This is a genomic window from Nocardia vinacea (assembly GCF_035920345.1).
In the GTDB taxonomy this organism is placed as follows: Bacteria; Actinomycetota; Actinomycetes; order Mycobacteriales; family Mycobacteriaceae; genus Nocardia; species Nocardia vinacea_A.
Map to the genome: position 1 here is coordinate 8,005,880 of NZ_CP109149.1, position 16,167 is coordinate 8,022,046.

The 16,167-nt window shown below is 64.1% G+C and carries 18 protein-coding genes; 14 read left to right on the plus strand and 4 right to left on the minus strand.

Going from position 1 to position 16,167, the window contains the following annotated elements:
- Together OIE68_RS36250 and OIE68_RS36255 are read right to left on the minus strand one after the other, a co-directional pair.
- Window positions 1-2,037, minus strand: coding sequence for a M13 family metallopeptidase (locus tag OIE68_RS36250; RefSeq protein WP_327095431.1), 2,037 nt, complete (start codon window positions 2,035-2,037; stop codon window positions 1-3).
- A gap of 97 nt (window positions 2,038-2,134) precedes the next feature.
- A complete protein-coding gene (locus OIE68_RS36255) occupies window positions 2,135-4,177 on the minus strand; it encodes a M13 family metallopeptidase (protein WP_327095432.1) in 2,043 nt (680 codons plus the stop codon).
- Between the two features lie 478 nt (window positions 4,178-4,655).
- Between OIE68_RS36255 and rplN the strand changes: the two genes are divergently transcribed.
- From rplN to OIE68_RS36275, 4 genes are read left to right on the plus strand one after another with little or no spacing between them, the layout of a single operon-like run.
- Complete coding sequence (gene rplN, locus OIE68_RS36260; protein WP_069161981.1) at window positions 4,656-5,024, plus strand: 50S ribosomal protein L14; 369 nt, start codon at window positions 4,656-4,658, stop codon at window positions 5,022-5,024.
- A gap of 1 nt (window position 5,025) precedes the next feature.
- The gene (gene rplX / locus OIE68_RS36265) at window positions 5,026-5,343 is read left to right on the plus strand and encodes a 50S ribosomal protein L24 (RefSeq protein ID WP_327095433.1); all 318 of its coding nucleotides are present in this window, start codon (window positions 5,026-5,028) and stop codon (window positions 5,341-5,343) included.
- Window position 5,344: 1 nt separating this feature from the next.
- Window positions 5,345-5,908 (plus strand): 50S ribosomal protein L5, encoded by a 564-nt coding sequence (rplE, locus tag OIE68_RS36270; RefSeq protein WP_062983164.1) that lies wholly within the window; start codon window positions 5,345-5,347, stop codon window positions 5,906-5,908.
- 2 nt (window positions 5,909-5,910) lie between these two features.
- Entirely contained in the window at window positions 5,911-6,096 is a 186-nt protein-coding gene (locus OIE68_RS36275; RefSeq protein WP_188829844.1) for a type Z 30S ribosomal protein S14, read from the plus strand.
- 8 nt (window positions 6,097-6,104) lie between these two features.
- On the opposite strand, the gene OIE68_RS36280 is transcribed toward OIE68_RS36275, so the two are convergent.
- Entirely contained in the window at window positions 6,105-6,464 is a 360-nt protein-coding gene (locus OIE68_RS36280) for a Uma2 family endonuclease (protein ID WP_327095434.1), read from the minus strand.
- A gap of 127 nt (window positions 6,465-6,591) precedes the next feature.
- Between OIE68_RS36280 and OIE68_RS36285 the strand changes: the two genes are divergently transcribed.
- Window positions 6,592-7,587: an endonuclease/exonuclease/phosphatase family protein gene (locus OIE68_RS36285; RefSeq protein WP_327095435.1), complete on the plus strand. Its 996-nt coding sequence runs from the start codon at window positions 6,592-6,594 to the stop codon at window positions 7,585-7,587.
- Window positions 7,588-7,605: 18 nt separating this feature from the next.
- Here OIE68_RS36285 and OIE68_RS36290 read toward each other — a convergent pair whose 3' ends face one another.
- Window positions 7,606-10,395: a helix-turn-helix transcriptional regulator gene (locus OIE68_RS36290; protein WP_327095436.1), complete on the minus strand. Its 2,790-nt coding sequence runs from the start codon at window positions 10,393-10,395 to the stop codon at window positions 7,606-7,608.
- Between the two features lie 275 nt (window positions 10,396-10,670).
- Here OIE68_RS36290 and rpsH point away from each other — a divergent pair, with 275 nt between their 5' ends.
- The 9 genes from rpsH to map all read left to right on the plus strand — a co-directional run bounded on the left by rpsH (window position 10,671) and on the right by map (window position 16,161).
- Complete coding sequence (gene rpsH, locus OIE68_RS36295) at window positions 10,671-11,069, plus strand: 30S ribosomal protein S8 (protein WP_327095437.1); 399 nt, start codon at window positions 10,671-10,673, stop codon at window positions 11,067-11,069.
- A gap of 14 nt (window positions 11,070-11,083) precedes the next feature.
- Window positions 11,084-11,623: a 50S ribosomal protein L6 gene (gene rplF / locus OIE68_RS36300; RefSeq protein WP_327095438.1), complete on the plus strand. Its 540-nt coding sequence runs from the start codon at window positions 11,084-11,086 to the stop codon at window positions 11,621-11,623.
- Window positions 11,624-11,625: 2 nt separating this feature from the next.
- A complete protein-coding gene (rplR, locus tag OIE68_RS36305) occupies window positions 11,626-12,033 on the plus strand; it encodes a 50S ribosomal protein L18 (protein WP_327095439.1) in 408 nt (135 codons plus the stop codon).
- A gap of 31 nt (window positions 12,034-12,064) precedes the next feature.
- Window positions 12,065-12,727 (plus strand): 30S ribosomal protein S5, encoded by a 663-nt coding sequence (gene rpsE / locus OIE68_RS36310; protein ID WP_040686598.1) that lies wholly within the window; start codon window positions 12,065-12,067, stop codon window positions 12,725-12,727.
- 2 nt (window positions 12,728-12,729) lie between these two features.
- Window positions 12,730-12,909 (plus strand): 50S ribosomal protein L30, encoded by a 180-nt coding sequence (gene rpmD, locus OIE68_RS36315; RefSeq protein ID WP_062983142.1) that lies wholly within the window; start codon window positions 12,730-12,732, stop codon window positions 12,907-12,909.
- 1 nt (window position 12,910) lies between these two features.
- Window positions 12,911-13,354, plus strand: coding sequence for a 50S ribosomal protein L15 (rplO, locus tag OIE68_RS36320; RefSeq protein WP_327095440.1), 444 nt, complete (start codon window positions 12,911-12,913; stop codon window positions 13,352-13,354).
- 138 nt (window positions 13,355-13,492) lie between these two features.
- Window positions 13,493-14,815, plus strand: coding sequence for a preprotein translocase subunit SecY (secY, locus tag OIE68_RS36325; protein ID WP_327095441.1), 1,323 nt, complete (start codon window positions 13,493-13,495; stop codon window positions 14,813-14,815).
- Window positions 14,812-15,357 carry an adenylate kinase gene (locus tag OIE68_RS36330; RefSeq protein ID WP_327095442.1) on the plus strand — a complete coding sequence of 182 codons (546 nt, stop codon included), beginning with the start codon at window positions 14,812-14,814 and terminating at the stop codon, window positions 15,355-15,357. Before secY ends, OIE68_RS36330 begins: the two co-directional genes overlap by 4 nt.
- Window positions 15,358-15,363: 6 nt before the next feature.
- Window positions 15,364-16,161 (plus strand): type I methionyl aminopeptidase, encoded by a 798-nt coding sequence (gene map / locus OIE68_RS36335; RefSeq protein ID WP_327095443.1) that lies wholly within the window; start codon window positions 15,364-15,366, stop codon window positions 16,159-16,161.
- Window positions 16,162-16,167 lie beyond the last annotated feature (6 nt).

The window sequence follows — 16,167 nt, forward strand, 5'->3', positions numbered from 1 at the left end:
TCAGAGGGTGATGCGCTGGTTCTCCGGGAGGAAGAGTTTGTCGCCTTCCTTGACGGCGAAGGTGTTGTAGAACTGGGCGATATTGCGGACGATCTGGTTGCAGCGGAATTCGTTGGGGGCGTGGACGTCCTGGAGCAGGCTGATGGTGGATTCCTCGGTCTGCTTTTCGCGCCAGCTGCGGGCGTAGGAGAAGAACAACTGCTGGTAGTCGGGGTCGATGCCGCCACGTTTGGCGGCGATGCGGTAGGCCTCGACGGCGATTTGCAGTCCGCGCAGATCGGCGAGGTTTTCGCCGACAGTGAGTGCGCCGTCGACGTGGTATTTGGGATCGAGGCCCTCGGGGACCAGCACGTCGAATTGATCGATCAGCTGTTTGGTCTTGGCCTCGAATGCGGCCAGGTCCTCGGGTGTCCACCAGTCGCTGCGGTTACCGCTGGCGTCGTATTTACGGCCCTGATCGTCGAAGCCGTGGCCGATCTCGTGACCGATGGTCGCGCCGACCGCACCGTAATTGACCGCGGTTGTCGCGTCCTTATCGAAGAACGGCGGCTGCAGATAAGCGGCGGGGAAGGTGATCTGGTTGCTGGTGGGTGAGTAGTAGGCATTGACAGTCTGCGGCGACATACCCCATTCGGACTTGTCGACCGGAGTGCCGAGCCGGTTGAACGCCTTCTTGGATTCGAAAGCATTGACGGCACGCAGGGATTCGATCAGCTTGCCCCGGGTGATCTTCAGCGCGGAGTAGTCGTCCCACTTATCCGGATATCCGATCCTGGCCTCGATCTTGTCCAGCTTGACGATCGAGGCGTCCCTGGTCGGCTTGGACATCCAGGTCGAATTGGTGAAGTTCTCCCGATAGGCGGCCATGAGGTCGGCCACCATCTCCTTGGCTCGATCCTTGGCGGCCGGCGGAAAGTGCTTGTCCACATACAGTTTGCCGAGCTGGTCACCGAGATTATCGTTGACGACGCCGACGCCGGACTTCCAAGTCTCCGGCCGCTCCTCGAGTCCGCTGAGCACCTTGCCGACGAAATCGAACCGGGCGTCGCGGATCGCCTTGGGCAGGAATCGGGCGAACTCCGCGATCACATTGGCCCGCAGGAACTCTCGCCACAGCGCGATATCGGTATCGGCCCACAGTTGCGCGGCGGCGGTCACGAACGACGGCTGCGCCACCACGATCTTGTCGAACAGCGAGCGCGGCCGATCGGTATTGCCCGCCATCCACGGATCCCAATCGAATTGCGGTCCGAGCGCGACCAGATCGTGCCAGCCCATCACGTTGTAGGTGGCATCGGTATTGCGATTGCGCACGCTGTCCCAATGCGCCGCCGCGATCTTGGTCTCCAGATCGACCATGCGCTGCGCGATTCCCGCCGGATCGGCGAACCCAGCGCCCGCGGACATCTTCTCGAGGTAGGTCTTGTAGCCCGCGAGTTGCTTGGCGTATTCCGGCTTGCGGTAGTACTGCTCGCTCAGCGTGATACCCGACTGACTGACGGTGGGGATATAGGCATTGGAGTCCTTGCGATCGATGCCGACTCCGATACCGATCAGCCCGGCGATCGGCAGCTCCGCCATCACCTTGGCCAGATCCGGTTTGGTGGCCGCGCCATCGATCTTGGCGAAGAGATCGGTCAGCGGTGTCATGCCGAGCGTTTCGAAGGCGGCCTCATCGAGGCGCGCATCGTAGAGATCGCGAATCTGCTGCGCCTCCGAACCCGGCTTCGGATCCTTGATGCCCTCGATGATCTCGCGCAGTTGATCCAGCGTCCGATCGCTCGCATCGCTGATCGCGCCGACCGCGGCCTTGTCCGGCGGCAGCTGGTACTCCCGCAGCCATGTGCCGTTGACATGCCGGTACAGATCGTCCTGCGGCCGGATCGCCTCATCCGCACCGCCCATTTCGACCCCGGTGAGCTGCACCGAATGCTCATCCTTCGAGCAGGAGACCAGGGCGACGGCCGCGGGCACCACCCCGAGCGCGATCAGGAAGGCACGACGGTCCAGCTGACCGAGACGACCGGTTGATGTCACGAGGATTTCCTCTCCCGATGCGGTCCGGCCGCATCCTCGTCAAGCGCGATAGTGCTGGCCCGAGGCTACCTGTCTCCGGCGTTGCCAGCCCGCCGGATCAGAGCGAGACCCGCTGGTCCTTGGCCAGGTACAGCTTGTCGCTCGGTTCGACGGCGAAGGCGGTGTAGAACTCGTCGATATTGCGGACCACCTGGTTGCTGCGGAACTCGTTGGGCGCGTGTGGATCCATGGCCAGTCGCAGTTCCATGTGCTGCTTCGTCGATTTCTCCCGCCAGATCCGGGCCCAGGACAGGAACAGCGTGCGGTTGTCCGGGTCGCTCTTGCCGTCGCGTTTATCGGCGATGCCGAGGGCGGCCACGGCGATACCGAGACCGCGCAGATCCGCGAGATTCTCCCCGACCGTGAGCGCGCCGTCGACGTGCTTGCTCGGGTCGAGACCGGCCGGGACCAGCGCGTTGTACTGATCGATGAGCTGCTTGGTCTTGGTCTCGAATGCGGCCCGGTCCTCGGGCGTCCACCAGTCGCGCAGATTGCCGTCACCGTCGTAGCGCGAACCCTGATCGTCGAAGCCATGTCCGATCTCATGACCGATGACCGCCCCGATCGCACCGTAATTGACTGCGGTCGCGGCATCGGAGTCGAAGAACGGCGGCTGCAGAATGGCGGCCGGAAACGAGATCGAATTGGCATTCGGGTTGTACTGGGCATTCACCAGCTGCGGCGGCATCCGCCATTCGGACTTGTCGACCGGGGTGCCCAGGCGCGCGAAACCGCGCTGGGTCTCGAAACGCTTTGCGGCGCGAACGGATTCGATCAACTTGCCGCGTGTGATCGTCAATCCCGAGTAGTCGATCCAGTTGTCCGGATACCCGATCTTCGTGACGATCTTGTCGAGCTTCGCGATGGCGGCCTGTCTGGTCGGCGGCGACATCCAGGTCGAATCGGTGAAGTCGGCCCGGTAGGCGGATATGAGATCGGCGACCATCGCCAAGGCCCGCTCTTTGGCCGCGGGCGGAAAGTGTTTGTCCACATAGAGTTTCCCGAGCGGTTGGCTCAGGTTCGCATTGACGGTCGTAATACCGTCCTTCCACAGCTCAGGACGCTCCTGCGACCCTTGCAGCACCTTGCCGACGAAATCGAATTCGGCATCGGCAATGGCCTTGGGTAGCAGCGATGCGAACTGTTTGACCACCGCCAGGCGCAGATACTCCCGCCAGGCCGCGATATCGACCTCGGCCCAGAGCTTTCCGGCCGTCGTCACGAACGACGGCTCGCCGACCACCACGCGATCGAACAGTGCGCGCGGTCGGTCGGTACTGCCCGCCAGCCACGGCTCCCAGTCGAATTGTGGTGCGAGCGCGGTCAATTGGGCCCAGCTCATCGGGTTGTAGACGGCATCGGGATTGCGCAGCCGAACATCCTCCCAGAAACCGGCGGCGATCTTGGTCTCCAGTTCGAATACCCGCTGGGCGGTGCCGGCCGGATCGGGAAGGCCCGCGCCCGCGGCGACGCGTTGCAGATAGGTCTGATAAGCGGCGCGCTGCTCGGCGTATTCGGGCTTTCGGTAGTACTGCTCGCCCATATTCGGGTCGATACCGGACTGGGAGATGTTCGTGACGTATTCGGCCGAATTCTTCTGATCGGCCTCGACGGACAAACCGATGAGCCCGCCGATCGGCAGCCCGCCCATCACCTTGGCCAGATCCGGTTTGGTCGTCGCGCCGTCGATCGCCGCGAACAGATCCGCCAGCGGCGTCACGCCGAGCCGCTCGATTTCGGCCAGATCGACCCGGGCGTCGTAGAGATCGCGGATCTGCTGCTCGGCCGTCCCGGCCTTCGGGTCGTGGATGCCGTCGATGATCTCCCGCAGCTGCTGTTCCACTCGGTCGCCGACCTCGTCGAAGGTGGTGTAGGACGGCTTATCCGGCGGCAGCTGATAGTCGCGCAGCCAGCCGCCGTTGACGTATCGGAACAGATCGTCCTGCGGCCGAATCGTCGGGTCCTCGCCCCGCATATCGACACCGGTGAGCTGTATCGACTGCTCCCGCGTGCAGGAGACCAGTGCGGTGGCGGGAATCACCCCGAGTCCGATCAGGAAGGTACGACGAGCGAGCCGGGCGGAGCGCGCGGACGAACTCAAGAGAACCCCTCTTCCAACGGTGATGTGGAATGTGCGGTCTTCCGGTGATCTTGCTCGTCCCGAGGGTACTAAACCGGCACAACCAGCGCATTGTGCCCGCGACGCCTACTGGCTAGAGTTTGAGCGGTTCTACAGGGCTGGTTTCAACCCTGCTGGTGTTGATTGCGGAAGACCCGAGCGCTCGCCGAGCGAGTGGGCGGCATGAGCCAGGAATCTCCCACCTTCAGGCGGGAGAGGATTCAAAGCGGAAGTTCAGCCTCGGTCCCGGTCCGAACCCGATTTGGGACGGACCCGGGCATTCCCCTACACTGAACCGGTTGCCTGCGGGAGCTGTGCCCGCGATTCGGCCGCGAACCCCCAGTGGTTGATCCATCCGATCGAGAAAACCGCTGGCAGGCGCGCGTTCGGGTGGTAACACGACCATGCCCGTCGGGTCGGCAATCCGGCGTGCGTATACATCCAGGTCAAGGAGGCTGAAGTGATTCAGCAGGAGTCGCGACTGCGCGTCGCCGACAACACGGGTGCGAAGGAAATCCTCTGCATCCGCGTTCTCGGTGGTTCGTCGCGTCGCTATGCCGGCATCGGCGACATCATCGTCGCCACCGTCAAGGACGCTGTCCCCGGCGGCAATGTCAAGAAGGGCGAGGTCGTCAAGGCCGTCATCGTGCGCACCGTCAAGGAGCGTCGTCGCCCGGACGGTTCGTACATCAAGTTCGACGAGAACGCGGCCGTGCTGATCAAGGCGGACAACGACCCGCGTGGCACTCGTATCTTCGGCCCGGTCGGCCGCGAGTTGCGCGAGAAGAAGTTCATGAAGATCGTTTCGCTGGCTCCGGAGGTGCTCTGACATGAAGGTGCACAAGGGCGACACGGTGCTCGTCATCTCGGGTAAGGACAAGGGCGCCAAGGGCAAGGTCATCCAGGCCTACCCGAAGGAGAACCGGGTCCTGGTCGAGGGCGTGAACCGGATCAAGAAGCACGTTGCCAACTCCACCAACCAGCGTGGTGCCTCCTCGGGCGGCATCGTGACCCAGGAAGCTCCGATCCACGTGTCCAACGTGATGGTCGTCGATTCCGACGGCAAGCCGACCCGCGTCGGTTACCGGTCGGACGAGGAGAGCGGCAAGCGGGTCCGGATCTCCCGTAAGAACGGGAAGGACATCTGACATGACCACCTCTGAGAAGACTCAGCCGCGTCTGAAGGCGCGCTACCGTGCCGAAATCAAGGACGCGCTGAACAGCGAGTTCAACTACGCCAACGTGATGCAGATTCCGGGCGTGGTCAAGGTCGTCGTGAACATGGGTGTCGGTGACGCCGCGCGCGACGCCAAGCTCATCAACGGCGCGGTCCGGGATCTGGAACTGATCACCGGTCAGAAGCCCGAGATCCGCAAGGCCACCAAGTCGATCGCGCAGTTCAAGCTGCGTGAGGGCATGCCGATCGGCGCGAAGGTCACCCTGCGCGGCGACCGCATGTGGGAGTTCCTGGACCGCCTGGTCTCCATCGCGCTGCCCCGTATCCGCGACTTCCGCGGTCTGTCGCCGAAGCAGTTCGACGGGAACGGCAACTACACGTTCGGCCTGAGCGAGCAGTCGATGTTCCACGAGATCGACGTGGACTCCATCGACCGCCCACGCGGTATGGACATCACCGTGGTGACCACCGCGACCAACAACGAAGAAGGCCGTGCCCTGCTCAAGCACCTCGGCTTCCCGTTCAAGGAGAACTGACGATGGCCAAGAAAGCACTGCGAATCAAGGCCGAGGCCAAGCCGAAGTTCGGCGTTCGCGCCTACACCCGCTGCCAGCGCTGCGGTCGCCCGCATGCGGTGTACCGCAAGTTCGGCCTCTGCCGTGTGTGCCTGCGCGAAATGGCGCACCGCGGCGAGCTCCCGGGTGTGCACAAGAGCTCCTGGTGAGCTCGCGCTCATCGTGAGCGCCCAGCACTGAATACCAACCGAAGGCACGGACTCACCCGAGTCCGTGCCTTCGGCTGTTTGCTCATGGTGATGGGGAACGGGAATTCGATCGTGATAGCGGTGGAATCGTTTGGCGACCACTTGCCGGTCAGGATGTAGTTCGCGGGGTGCAACGCCCGGACGCCGGGTGGGAGGTTGTCGACCTCGGTTGCGAGGGCGTACGCGTGGACGTAGGCGATTTCGCTCTTGTCCCGAGCGAGTGCGATCTCCCAATACCAGGGGATGCCGGCCTGTGCGTACTTCACCTTTTTCTCCTCCATATCGGTCTGGGAATTGGAGGGTGACAGGACTTCACCGACGAGCACCACGTCTGCCGTGCGGATGTCCTGGTAGGGCTTGTCGAGGCAGCGATATGCCCCACATCGACGATTCCGTTTCGGGTGACCACGTCGATGAGCATGTCGAGAAAGTGCAGCTGGTTGGCGGTCAGGTGTTGTGAATTGGACGATCTCCCGTGGTTGTCTGTCGGGTGTGCTGTCGAAGGTGGTTCGGGTCGGTGTCCGTGTGCTCGCGTGGGTTGCGACAGTGGCGGGAGCCGCTGGGATCGCGTTGCATTTCAGTCCGTCGGGGTCTCGAATATTGGTCTTGGCGGCCTCCGGTGCGCCCTATCTGATGAGTTCCGCGCTCGTCGGGGTGGTGGCTTTTGTAGCAATGCGGCACCGGAGCGGTTCGGCGGTGGCGAGCATTGTGGTTGCCGCCGCGATGTGGACCCAAGCTCCGTTGTACATCGGTCGTTTCGGCGACGACGGGCACTCGGTGCGGGTGATGCAGGCCAATCTACTGTTCGACGGAGCCGATCCGCGGGCGCTGGTCGATGAGGTTCGCGCGCGGAATATCGCTGTGCTCACCGTCAATGAGCTCACGCCAGCGGCGGTCGAGGCTCTCAGCCGGGCCGGACTGGACCAGTTACTGCCACATCGATATCTTTCGCCCGGCAGAACCGCGACCGGGACGGGGATCTGGAGCAGCTACCCGCTGTCCGAAACCGTCGAATACGACGGGTACGTGCTGAACCAGCTCTCGGCAACGGCGAGTATCCCCGACGTCGGGCCGGTCACGGTATACGCCTTTCACCCGGTGCCACCGGTATACGGCGCACAGGTCTGGGCCGACGAATTGTCCCGCCTGCGCGAAATTCTCGACCAGTCGCCACCGAATCGGCCAGCGATCGTCGGCGGTGACTTCAACGCGACCTACGACCATTCGCAATACCGCGCAATGCTGTCCGGACGTTTCGCCGACGCCACCGAACAAGCCGGTGCCGGACATCTGGTCACCTACCCCACCGACAAGCATTGGCCACCCCTCGTCGGCATCGATCACATTCTCATCGCCGGTGGTCACGCGGTCGCAATGGAAACAGTGTCCCTGCCCGGCGCTGACCACCGCGCCATCGTGGCGGAACTCCTCTTGGACCGCGAGCGCCAGTAACCAACGCGCCGTAGAGATTCAGTGGGTCCGGGGCATGGCTGTGGCGATTTCGCGGCGGGAGCGGAGGTCGAGTTTGGCCAGGATATTCGATACGTGTGACTGAATTGTGCGGCGGGACAAGAACATTTGGGCGGCGATGTCGGTGTTCGACAGGCCTTCGGCGACTTGGGTGGCGACTTTGCGTTCGGTGTCGGTGAGGGCGGCCCAGCCGGACTTGGGACGGTTGCGGGGTCCGCGGACGCCCCGGCGGATTCCGTATGGTCGCACCCGGGCTACCGCGCGGGCGGAATCCCAGGATGCGCCGAGGCCGGAATACAGGTCGATCGCGGTGTCCAATGCGGTGCGGGATTCGGGGCCATGGCCCGCTGCGGCGAGTAGGACGGCGGCGTTTTCGTGCGCCTGGGCCTCGAACAGTGGGCGGCCGGATTGTTGGAATGCGCGGGCGGCCGTGCGGAGGGCGTCGGGGTCGGAGTCGGCGAGGCCCCGGCAGAGCAGGGCCGTTCCGGTGCGCGATGCGGTTGGCTGTCGCGTGCGGAGCAGATCGGCGCCGGCTGCTACCGACCGGGCTACGTGTGCGTCTCCGATATCCGCGGCCAAACGCGCGATGTCCGGGAAGATGTAATGCAGTGTGGCCGCGGCCAATCCGTCGGTGAGTCGCTTGTGAGTGTCGACGAGTAGTTGCAGTGCCAGGTCGGGGCGGCCGCGGGCCTCATGTGTCAGCGCCTTGACCCACGGATGGAAATGCGCGTAGCCGATATTGCCCGGTCGATTGTCCGGTGCGGGCAGTCCATCCGGATCCGGCAGAAATGTGCCGCGGCGAATTCCGATGAGCGTCGCGACGGTGTGCGCGACCGTCGCATAACCGAGCACATCGGGCGTCTGCATACTCGCCGTGCATTCTGCCAGCGCGTCGTCCCAGCGCCCGCCCACCAGATACATTCGCGCCTTGGCGACCAGGTTGGAGGACAGATAGACCCCGCGGAATCGACGGTTGCGACCGATAGCCGTTTTCAGCACCTCCTCGGCGTCGCCGAGCCGATCGAGTTCGATCAAGCAGTGGGCGTAGAGCGCGTACGGATCGAATTGATCGGGCCCGGTCCCGTCGTTGAAGAGGGCCGGGATCCGAGCGCTCAGGTGCAGCGCCGCATCGAGATGGCCCTGGGTATAGCGCACCGCCCCCACCGCCGTGAGTCCGTATCCGGTGGCCAGCGGGTTCCCGGTGCTCTCGCCCAGCGCCACAGCCTGCCGACCGGCCTGCTCGGCCGCCGCGAACCGCTCGAGGAAGAAATTGCCGAGTCCGGACATGCCCAGAAACCGGGCGGCGTTCTCGGCGTCGAGTTCCCTGGTGGACAGCACCTCCTCGGCCACCGCGACCGCATCGGCCAATCGGGCCTGGGCTTGATAGATCTGGGCGAGCAGCCAGCGCAATTCGAGGTCGTCGCCATCCTCCGGCTGGGCGAGGAGTGCCGCACGCACCACCGATTCGGCCTCGGCGGCGTTCCCGTCCCAGAGCAGGGCGTGGATTCTCAGGCGGATCAATACCGAACGCATTGCCGGATCGAGATCCGGCGCGGTGGCGACCCGGCTCAACAACCGTTTCGCCAGTTCGGGCGCGCGGACGATCAGCTTGTCGGCGACACTTATCAGCCAATCCAGGCTGGCCCTATCCAATTCGCGATCTGCGACCGACAAGTAGTAGGCAACCCGTTCGATCGGCGCATCGGTCGACTGGAGTGCCTGTCCGGCCTGCTGGAGCAGATCCGACCGCAGTGAAGCAGGCAGCCGATCGGCCAGCGCGTGCCGGATCAGGTCGTGCCGGAACACCAGCTCGGAGTCGACACGGACGAGCAGCCCGCCGTCCAGCGCCTCGGTGACGGCGCTCCAGGCATCCAGAATCGGGATCTTCAAGACCACGGCCAGATCAGCGACATCGATGGTCGGACCGAGTGCCGCGGCCATCGGCAGCACATCCCGCGACGGACGGGGCAGGAAGTCCAGCCGCTGCGTAATCGCCTCGGTAAGTGAGGCGGACGGGCTCACCACAGCAGCGCCCGCGGGGTCGGCAGTGTCGGCGATCACCCTGATCGCCCCGTCGCGCACCAAGGCGGCCACCAACTCCGTGACATGTAGCGGATTCCCACCGGCCTCGGCCACCTTTTCCAACAACCGAGGTCCCGGTTCGGCACCGACCAGATGACGCACGAGCTCCGCGGTATCCGTGTCGAGCAGAGCGCCGAGCCGCAGCACCGGAGCCTGCCGTGCCAGCAGTTCGGCCGATAGGGCGGCGAAGTCCGGATCGCGCGGCAGTGGCCGGGCCGCGAGCACCAGCAGTAGCGGCAACTCGTCGGCAAGGTTGCAGAGCCGGTGCAGCAGCCTCAGGCTCGAACGATCAGCCCAGTGCACGTCGTCCATGACCAGGGCAATCGGGCCCGCCGCGCACCAGTTATCGATCTGGTCCAGAATCGCCTCGGCGATGGCGAGTTCATGGGTTGCGGCCACATCGCCCACGCGATCTCCACTGCGTAACGCGTCGATCGGCGAGGTCGTGCCCGCGTCGTTCAGCCAGGAGCGCACGCCGGCGAACGGCACACCCTGCCGCAACTCCGCGGCTGTACCGATACGGATGTGAAGGCCCGCTGCCGCCAATGGAATTCGCGCCGCTTCCAGCAGTGCCGATTTGCCGATTCCCGGCTCGCCCTCGATCAAAACGACGCACCCGCGACCGGCGGCCGCCCGCTGACCGAGTGCCGCCAGACTCGCTAGTTCGGCATCGCGACCCACGAACGCGGTCGCGAGGGAATCCTGCACGCGGGTGAGTGTAAGGGGCCGGACCCGGATTTTGTCCTGGTAGCGACCTTGCCTACACTAGAGCGGTTGCTCGGGCACTTCTGTGTCCGCATGTCCCTGATGCGATGCTGCATCGACGTGTGGACGGCCCTCGCACCGAGAGCTCATATGAGAACTCAATCCGGTCGGCAAGTGTCGGCCGGACCGCCGAATTGCTATAGGCCCACGGCTGGCGTGCCGATGTGTACGCGGGTGTTGCATGGGAACCGTAGCGAGAAAGGTGTCAAGGTCGAACTATGACCATGACTGATCCGATCGCAGACTTCCTGACACGTCTGCGCAACGCCAACTCGGCGTACCACGATCAGGTGAAGGCTCCGCACTCGAAGCTCAAGGCGAATATCGCCGAGATTCTCAAGCGCGAGGGTTACATCGCCGACTACCGGACCGAAGACGCGCCCGTGGGTAAGACCCTGGTCGTCGACCTCAAGTACGGCCAGAGCCGTGAGCGCAGCCTGCAGGGCCTGCGTCGCGTGTCGAAGCCGGGTCTGCGTGTGTACGCGAAGTCCACCAACCTGCCCAAGGTCCTGGGCGGCCTCGGCGTGGCGATCATCTCCACGTCGACCGGTCTGCTCACCGATCGTCAGGCGGCCAAGCAGGGCGTGGGCGGCGAAGTCCTCGCCTACGTCTGGTAAGGGAGGTAGGACAAATGTCGCGTATTGGTAAGAAGCCCATCGCCATTCCTGCCGGTGTCGAGGTCGCCATCGACGGCCAGAGCGTGGCGGTGAAGGGCCCCAAGGGCACCCTGACCCACGTCGTCGCCGAGCCGATCATCGTCACCAAGGGTGAGGACGGCCAGCTCGAGGTCGCCCGACCGGACGACCAGCGCCAGAACCGCTCGCTGCACGGCCTGACCCGCACCCTGGTCTCGAACATGATCGAGGGCGTAACCAAGGGCTACGAGAAGAAGATGGAAATCTTCGGAGTCGGTTACCGTGTCGCCGCCAAGGGCTCGAACCTGGAGTTCGCCCTCGGCTACTCGCATCCGGTGCCGATCGAGGCCCCGGAGGGCATCACCTTCGCGGTGGAATCGCCCACCAAGTTCTCCGTGTCCGGAATCGACAAGCAGAAGGTCGGCCAGATCTCCGCTGTCATCCACGGACTGCGTAAGCCCGATCCCTACAAGGGCAAGGGCATCCGCTACGCCGGCGAGGTCGTTCGCCGCAAGGTCGGAAAGACGGGTAAGTGATCATGGCGCAAACCGAAAATCAGAAGGCCAAGCGCGTTCCGCGTGGCAAGGACGTGTCGACGACGCGTCGTCTGTCGAAGACCCGCCGTCACTTCCGTCTGCGCAAGAAGGTCGTCGGCACCACCGAGCGTCCGCGTCTGGTGGTCAACCGCTCCTCGCGTCACCTGCACGCACAGCTCATCGACGACTCGATCGGCAAGACCATTGCCGCCGCGTCCTCGATCGAGGTCGATGTGCGCGCACTGGACGGCGACAAGTCGGCCAAGGGCAAGAAGGTCGGCGAACTGATCGCCGAGCGTGCCAAGGCCGCCGGTATCGAGGCCGTCGTGTTCGACCGTGGTGGTCACGACTACCACGGCCGTATCGCGGCGCTGGCCGATGCCGCTCGCGAAGGTGGGTTGAAGTTCTGATGACTGCAAACAATTACGGAAGGAACGTCTGATGCCGGGACGTCAGAGGCGTGACGGCGGCAGCGGACCCGCCGGACAGCAGAATGGTGCCGCCGGTGGCGGCGACAGCCGTGACGGCCGCGGCGGTGGCCGTGATCGTCGTGGCGGTGGTGACCGTCGTGACCAGCAGGCCGACAAGAACCAGCTCGAGCGCGTCGTCGCGATCAACCGTGTCTCCAAGGTCGTGAAGGGTGGTCGTCGCTTCAGCTTCACCGCCCTGGTGATCGTCGGTGACGGCAACGGTCTGGTCGGTGTCGGCTACGGCAAGGCCAAGGAAGTTCCCGCGGCCATCCAGAAGGGTGTCGAGGAGGCTCGCAAGGGCTTCTTCCGCGTCCCGATGATCGGCTCGACCATCACCCACCCGGTGCAGGGTGAGGCGGCGGCCGGTGTGGTCATGCTGCGTCCGGCTTCGCCCGGTACCGGTGTGATCGCCGGTGGTGCGGCTCGCGCGGTGCTGGAATGCGCTGGTATCCATGACATTCTGGCGAAGTCGCTCGGTAGCGACAACGCCATCAACGTCGTGCACGCGACGGTTGCGGCGCTCAAGATGCTGCAGCGTCCGGAAGAGGTCGCGGCTCGCCGTGGCCTGCCCCTCGAGGATGTCGCCCCCGCGGGCATGCTGCGTGCGCGCGCTCAGGCAGCGGGAGGTCGGTAGATATGGCAGATCTCAAGGTGACCCAGATCAAGTCGTCGATCGGCGCCAAGGCGAATCAGCGGGAGAGCCTTCGCACGCTCGGCCTGCGCAAGATCCGCCAGACCGTGGTTCGTGAGGACAACCCGCAGAACCGTGGGCTGATCAACGTCGTGCGCCACCTCGTAACAGTTGAGGAGGTCTGACATGACCATCAAATTGCATCACCTGCGTCCGGCCCCGGGCGCCAAGACCGAGAAGACCCGCGTGGGTCGCGGTGAAGGCTCCAAGGGCAAGACCGCGGGCCGCGGTACCAAGGGCACCAAGGCTCGCAAGAACGTCCCGGCCTCCTTCGAGGGTGGGCAGATGCCGATTCACATGCGGCTGCCCAAGCTCAAGGGCTTCACGAACCGGTTCCGCACGGAATACCAGGTCGTGAACGTCGGCTCGATCGCCAAGCTGTTCCCCGAGGGCGGCGCGATCGGCAAGGCGGAGCTGGTGGCCGCCGGCGCGGTTCGCAAGAACCAGCTGGTCAAGGTTCTCGGCGATGGCGAGATCGGCGTCGCGGTCCAGGTGACCGTCGACAAGGTGACCGGCGCCGCCAAGGAGAAGATCACCGCGGCCGGTGGCACTGTCACCGAGCTGGGCTGACGGTACTCTGCAGATAGTGGCACCGGACGAGTGAAGAGCTCGTCCGGTGCCACTGTTAGAGTTCAATTGTTGTCTGCCAAGCCTCGTCATGGGTTTTCTATATCCGTGGCATGACCATGTCGTTCGCCAGGAGGATCTGTGCTTTCCGCCTTCGTATCGGCCTTCCGGACTCCGGACTTACGGCGGAAGATTCTCTTCACGCTGGGGTTGATCGCGTTGTACCGCATGGGTGCCGCGCTGCCGTCCCCCGGTGTCGATTACAAGAGCGTGCAGGAGTGCATCGACCTGGTCTCCGGCGGTGATTCCGCCGGTATCTATCAGCTGATCAACCTGTTCTCCGGTGGTGCGCTGCTGCAGTTGTCGGTCTTCGCGATCGGCATCATGCCCTACATCACCGCGAGCATCATTATCCAGCTGCTCACCGTCGTCATCCCGCGCTTCGAAGAACTGCGTAAAGAAGGCCAAGCCGGCCAGAACAAGATGACGCAGTACACCAGGTACCTCTCGATCGCGCTGGCGATCCTGCAGGCCACCGGTCTGGTCGCGCTCGCGGCCCGCGGTCAGCTGCTGCAGGGCTGCCAGAAGGACATCCTGGCCGACACCAGCATCTTCGGCATGATCATCATCGTGCTGGTGATGACCGCCGGTGCGGCGCTGGTCATGTGGTTCGGCGAGCAGATCACCGAGCGCGGCATCGGCAACGGCATGTCGCTGCTGATCTTCGCCGGTATCGCCGCTCGAATCCCGACCGAGGGCAAGGCCATTCTCGACAACCGCGGCGGCCTGGTCTTCGGCTTGGTCTGTCTCGCCGCGCTGGCCATCATCACCGCGGTCATCTTCGTCGAGCAGGGCCAGCGCCGGATTCCGGTGCAGTACGCCAAGCGCGTGGTCGGTCGCAAGATGTACGGCGGATCCTCGACCTACCTGCCGCTGAAGGTCAACCAGGCGGGCGTTATCCCGGTGATCTTCGCGTCGTCGTTGCTGTATCTGCCGAATCTGGTTGCGCAGCTGACATCTTCGAAGGGCAACCCCGACCCCAGTTGGTGGCAGGAGATCATCCAGAAATATCTGGTGAACCCGGGGAACCCGGTATACATCGCGATCTACTTCGGTCTGATCGTGTTCTTCACCTACTTCTATGTCGCGATCACCTTCAACCCGGAGGAACGCGCTGACGAGATGAAGAAGTTCGGTGGCTTCATTCCCGGATATCGCCCCGGTAGGCCGACCGCCGACTACCTCAACTTCGTATTGAGCCGCATTACCCTCCCCGGCTCGATCTACCTCGGTCTCGTGGCCGTCCTCCCGAATCTGTTCCTCGATATCGGCGCCTCCGGTGGCAACCAGAACCTTCCGTTCGGTGGCACCGCGGTACTGATCATGGTGAGCGTCGGCTTGGACACCGTGAAGCAGATCGAAAGCCAGCTGATGAATCGAAATTACGAAGGGTTCCTCAAGTGAGACTTGTACTGCTCGGACCGCCGGGAGCCGGCAAGGGCACCCAGGCCGACCTACTGTCGGACAAACTGGGCGTCCCGCACATCTCCACCGGGGACCTGTTCCGCACCAATATCTCCGCCCAGACGCCGCTGGGTCGGGAGGCGCAGAAGTACATCGACGCAGGCGATCTGGTACCGAGCGATGTGACGAACCGCATGGTCGAGGCTCGGGTCGCCGAGCCGGATGCCGCGAACGGCTTTGTGTTGGATGGCTACCCGCGCACGGTCGATCAGGCCGACGCGCTGGAGAAGATCCTCGCGGATATGGACAAGAAGCTCGACGCGGTGCTCTGCTTCGTCGTGCCCGAGGAGACCGTGGTCGCCCGGATGATGGCGCGCGGTCGCAACGACGACAACGAGGACGTGATCCGCAACCGGCTCCGGGTGTACCGCGAGGAGACCGAGCCGCTGCTGGAGCATTACGACGGTCTGGTCGTCTCGGTCGACGGTGTCGGTGAGATCGACGAGGTCAACGCACGCGCGCTGCGCGCCCTGGGACACTGAGGCCGGATGGTCTTCAACCGCAAGAAGAAGGTCGTGCCGTTCCGGACGGCAGGCGAACTGGATGCGATGGCGGCGGCCGGTGCGATTGTCGGCCGCGCACTCGTCGCGGTGCGCGCGGCGGCCAAGCCCGGTGTTTCCACCCTGGAGCTGGACGATATCGCCGAACAGGTGATCCGCGATGCGGGCGCCGTGCCGTCGTTCAAGGGATATCACGGCTTTCCGGGTTCGATCTGCGCATCGGTGAACGACCGTGTGGTGCACGGGATTCCGACCTCGTCCGAGATCCTGACCGAAGGTGATCTGGTCTCGATCGACTGTGGCGCGATTCTCGAAGGCTGGCACGGTGATTCGGCCTGGACCTTCGGTGTGGGCACGATCATCGAGGCCGATCAGCTACTCAGCGATGCCACCAAGATGTCGATGGAGGCGGGTATCGCGGCCATGCTGCCCGGCAACCGGCTGACCGACATCTCGCATGCCATCGAAATGGGTACGCGCGCGGCGGAAAACGAACACGGCCGGTCCTACGGCATCGTCGACGGTTACGGCGGGCACGCCATCGGCCGGGAGATGCATATGGATCCGTTCCTGGCCAACGAGGGTGCGCCGGGTAAGGGGCCGAAACTCGTGGTCGGATCGGTACTCGCGATCGAGCCGATGTTGACATTGGGCACTACGCAGACGAAGGTGCTCGACGACGACTGGACCGTGGTGACGTTGGACGGAAGTCGGGCCGCGCACTGGGAACATTCGGTTGCGGTTACCGAGGATGGGCCGCGGATTCTCACGGTTCGTCCGGAGTAGGTGCTC

Bases quoted from the DNA above. Each gene is read 5' to 3' on its own strand.
- rplX (WP_327095433.1), top strand. From the start codon at position 5,026: ATGAAGGTGCACAAGGGCGACACGGTGCTCGTCATCTCGGGTAAGGAC.
- rplE (WP_062983164.1), top strand. From the start codon at position 5,345: ATGACCACCTCTGAGAAGACTCAGCCGCGTCTGAAGGCGCGCTACCGT.
- OIE68_RS36275 (WP_188829844.1), top strand. From the start codon at position 5,911: ATGGCCAAGAAAGCACTGCGAATCAAGGCCGAGGCCAAGCCGAAGTTC.
- rpsH (WP_327095437.1), top strand. From the start codon at position 10,671: ATGACCATGACTGATCCGATCGCAGACTTCCTGACACGTCTGCGCAAC.
- rplF (WP_327095438.1), top strand. From the start codon at position 11,084: ATGTCGCGTATTGGTAAGAAGCCCATCGCCATTCCTGCCGGTGTCGAG.
- rplR (WP_327095439.1), top strand. From the start codon at position 11,626: ATGGCGCAAACCGAAAATCAGAAGGCCAAGCGCGTTCCGCGTGGCAAG.
- rpsE (WP_040686598.1), top strand. From the start codon at position 12,065: ATGCCGGGACGTCAGAGGCGTGACGGCGGCAGCGGACCCGCCGGACAG.
- rpmD (WP_062983142.1), top strand. From the start codon at position 12,730: ATGGCAGATCTCAAGGTGACCCAGATCAAGTCGTCGATCGGCGCCAAG.
- rplO (WP_327095440.1), top strand. From the start codon at position 12,911: ATGACCATCAAATTGCATCACCTGCGTCCGGCCCCGGGCGCCAAGACC.
- map (WP_327095443.1), top strand. From the start codon at position 15,364: ATGGTCTTCAACCGCAAGAAGAAGGTCGTGCCGTTCCGGACGGCAGGC.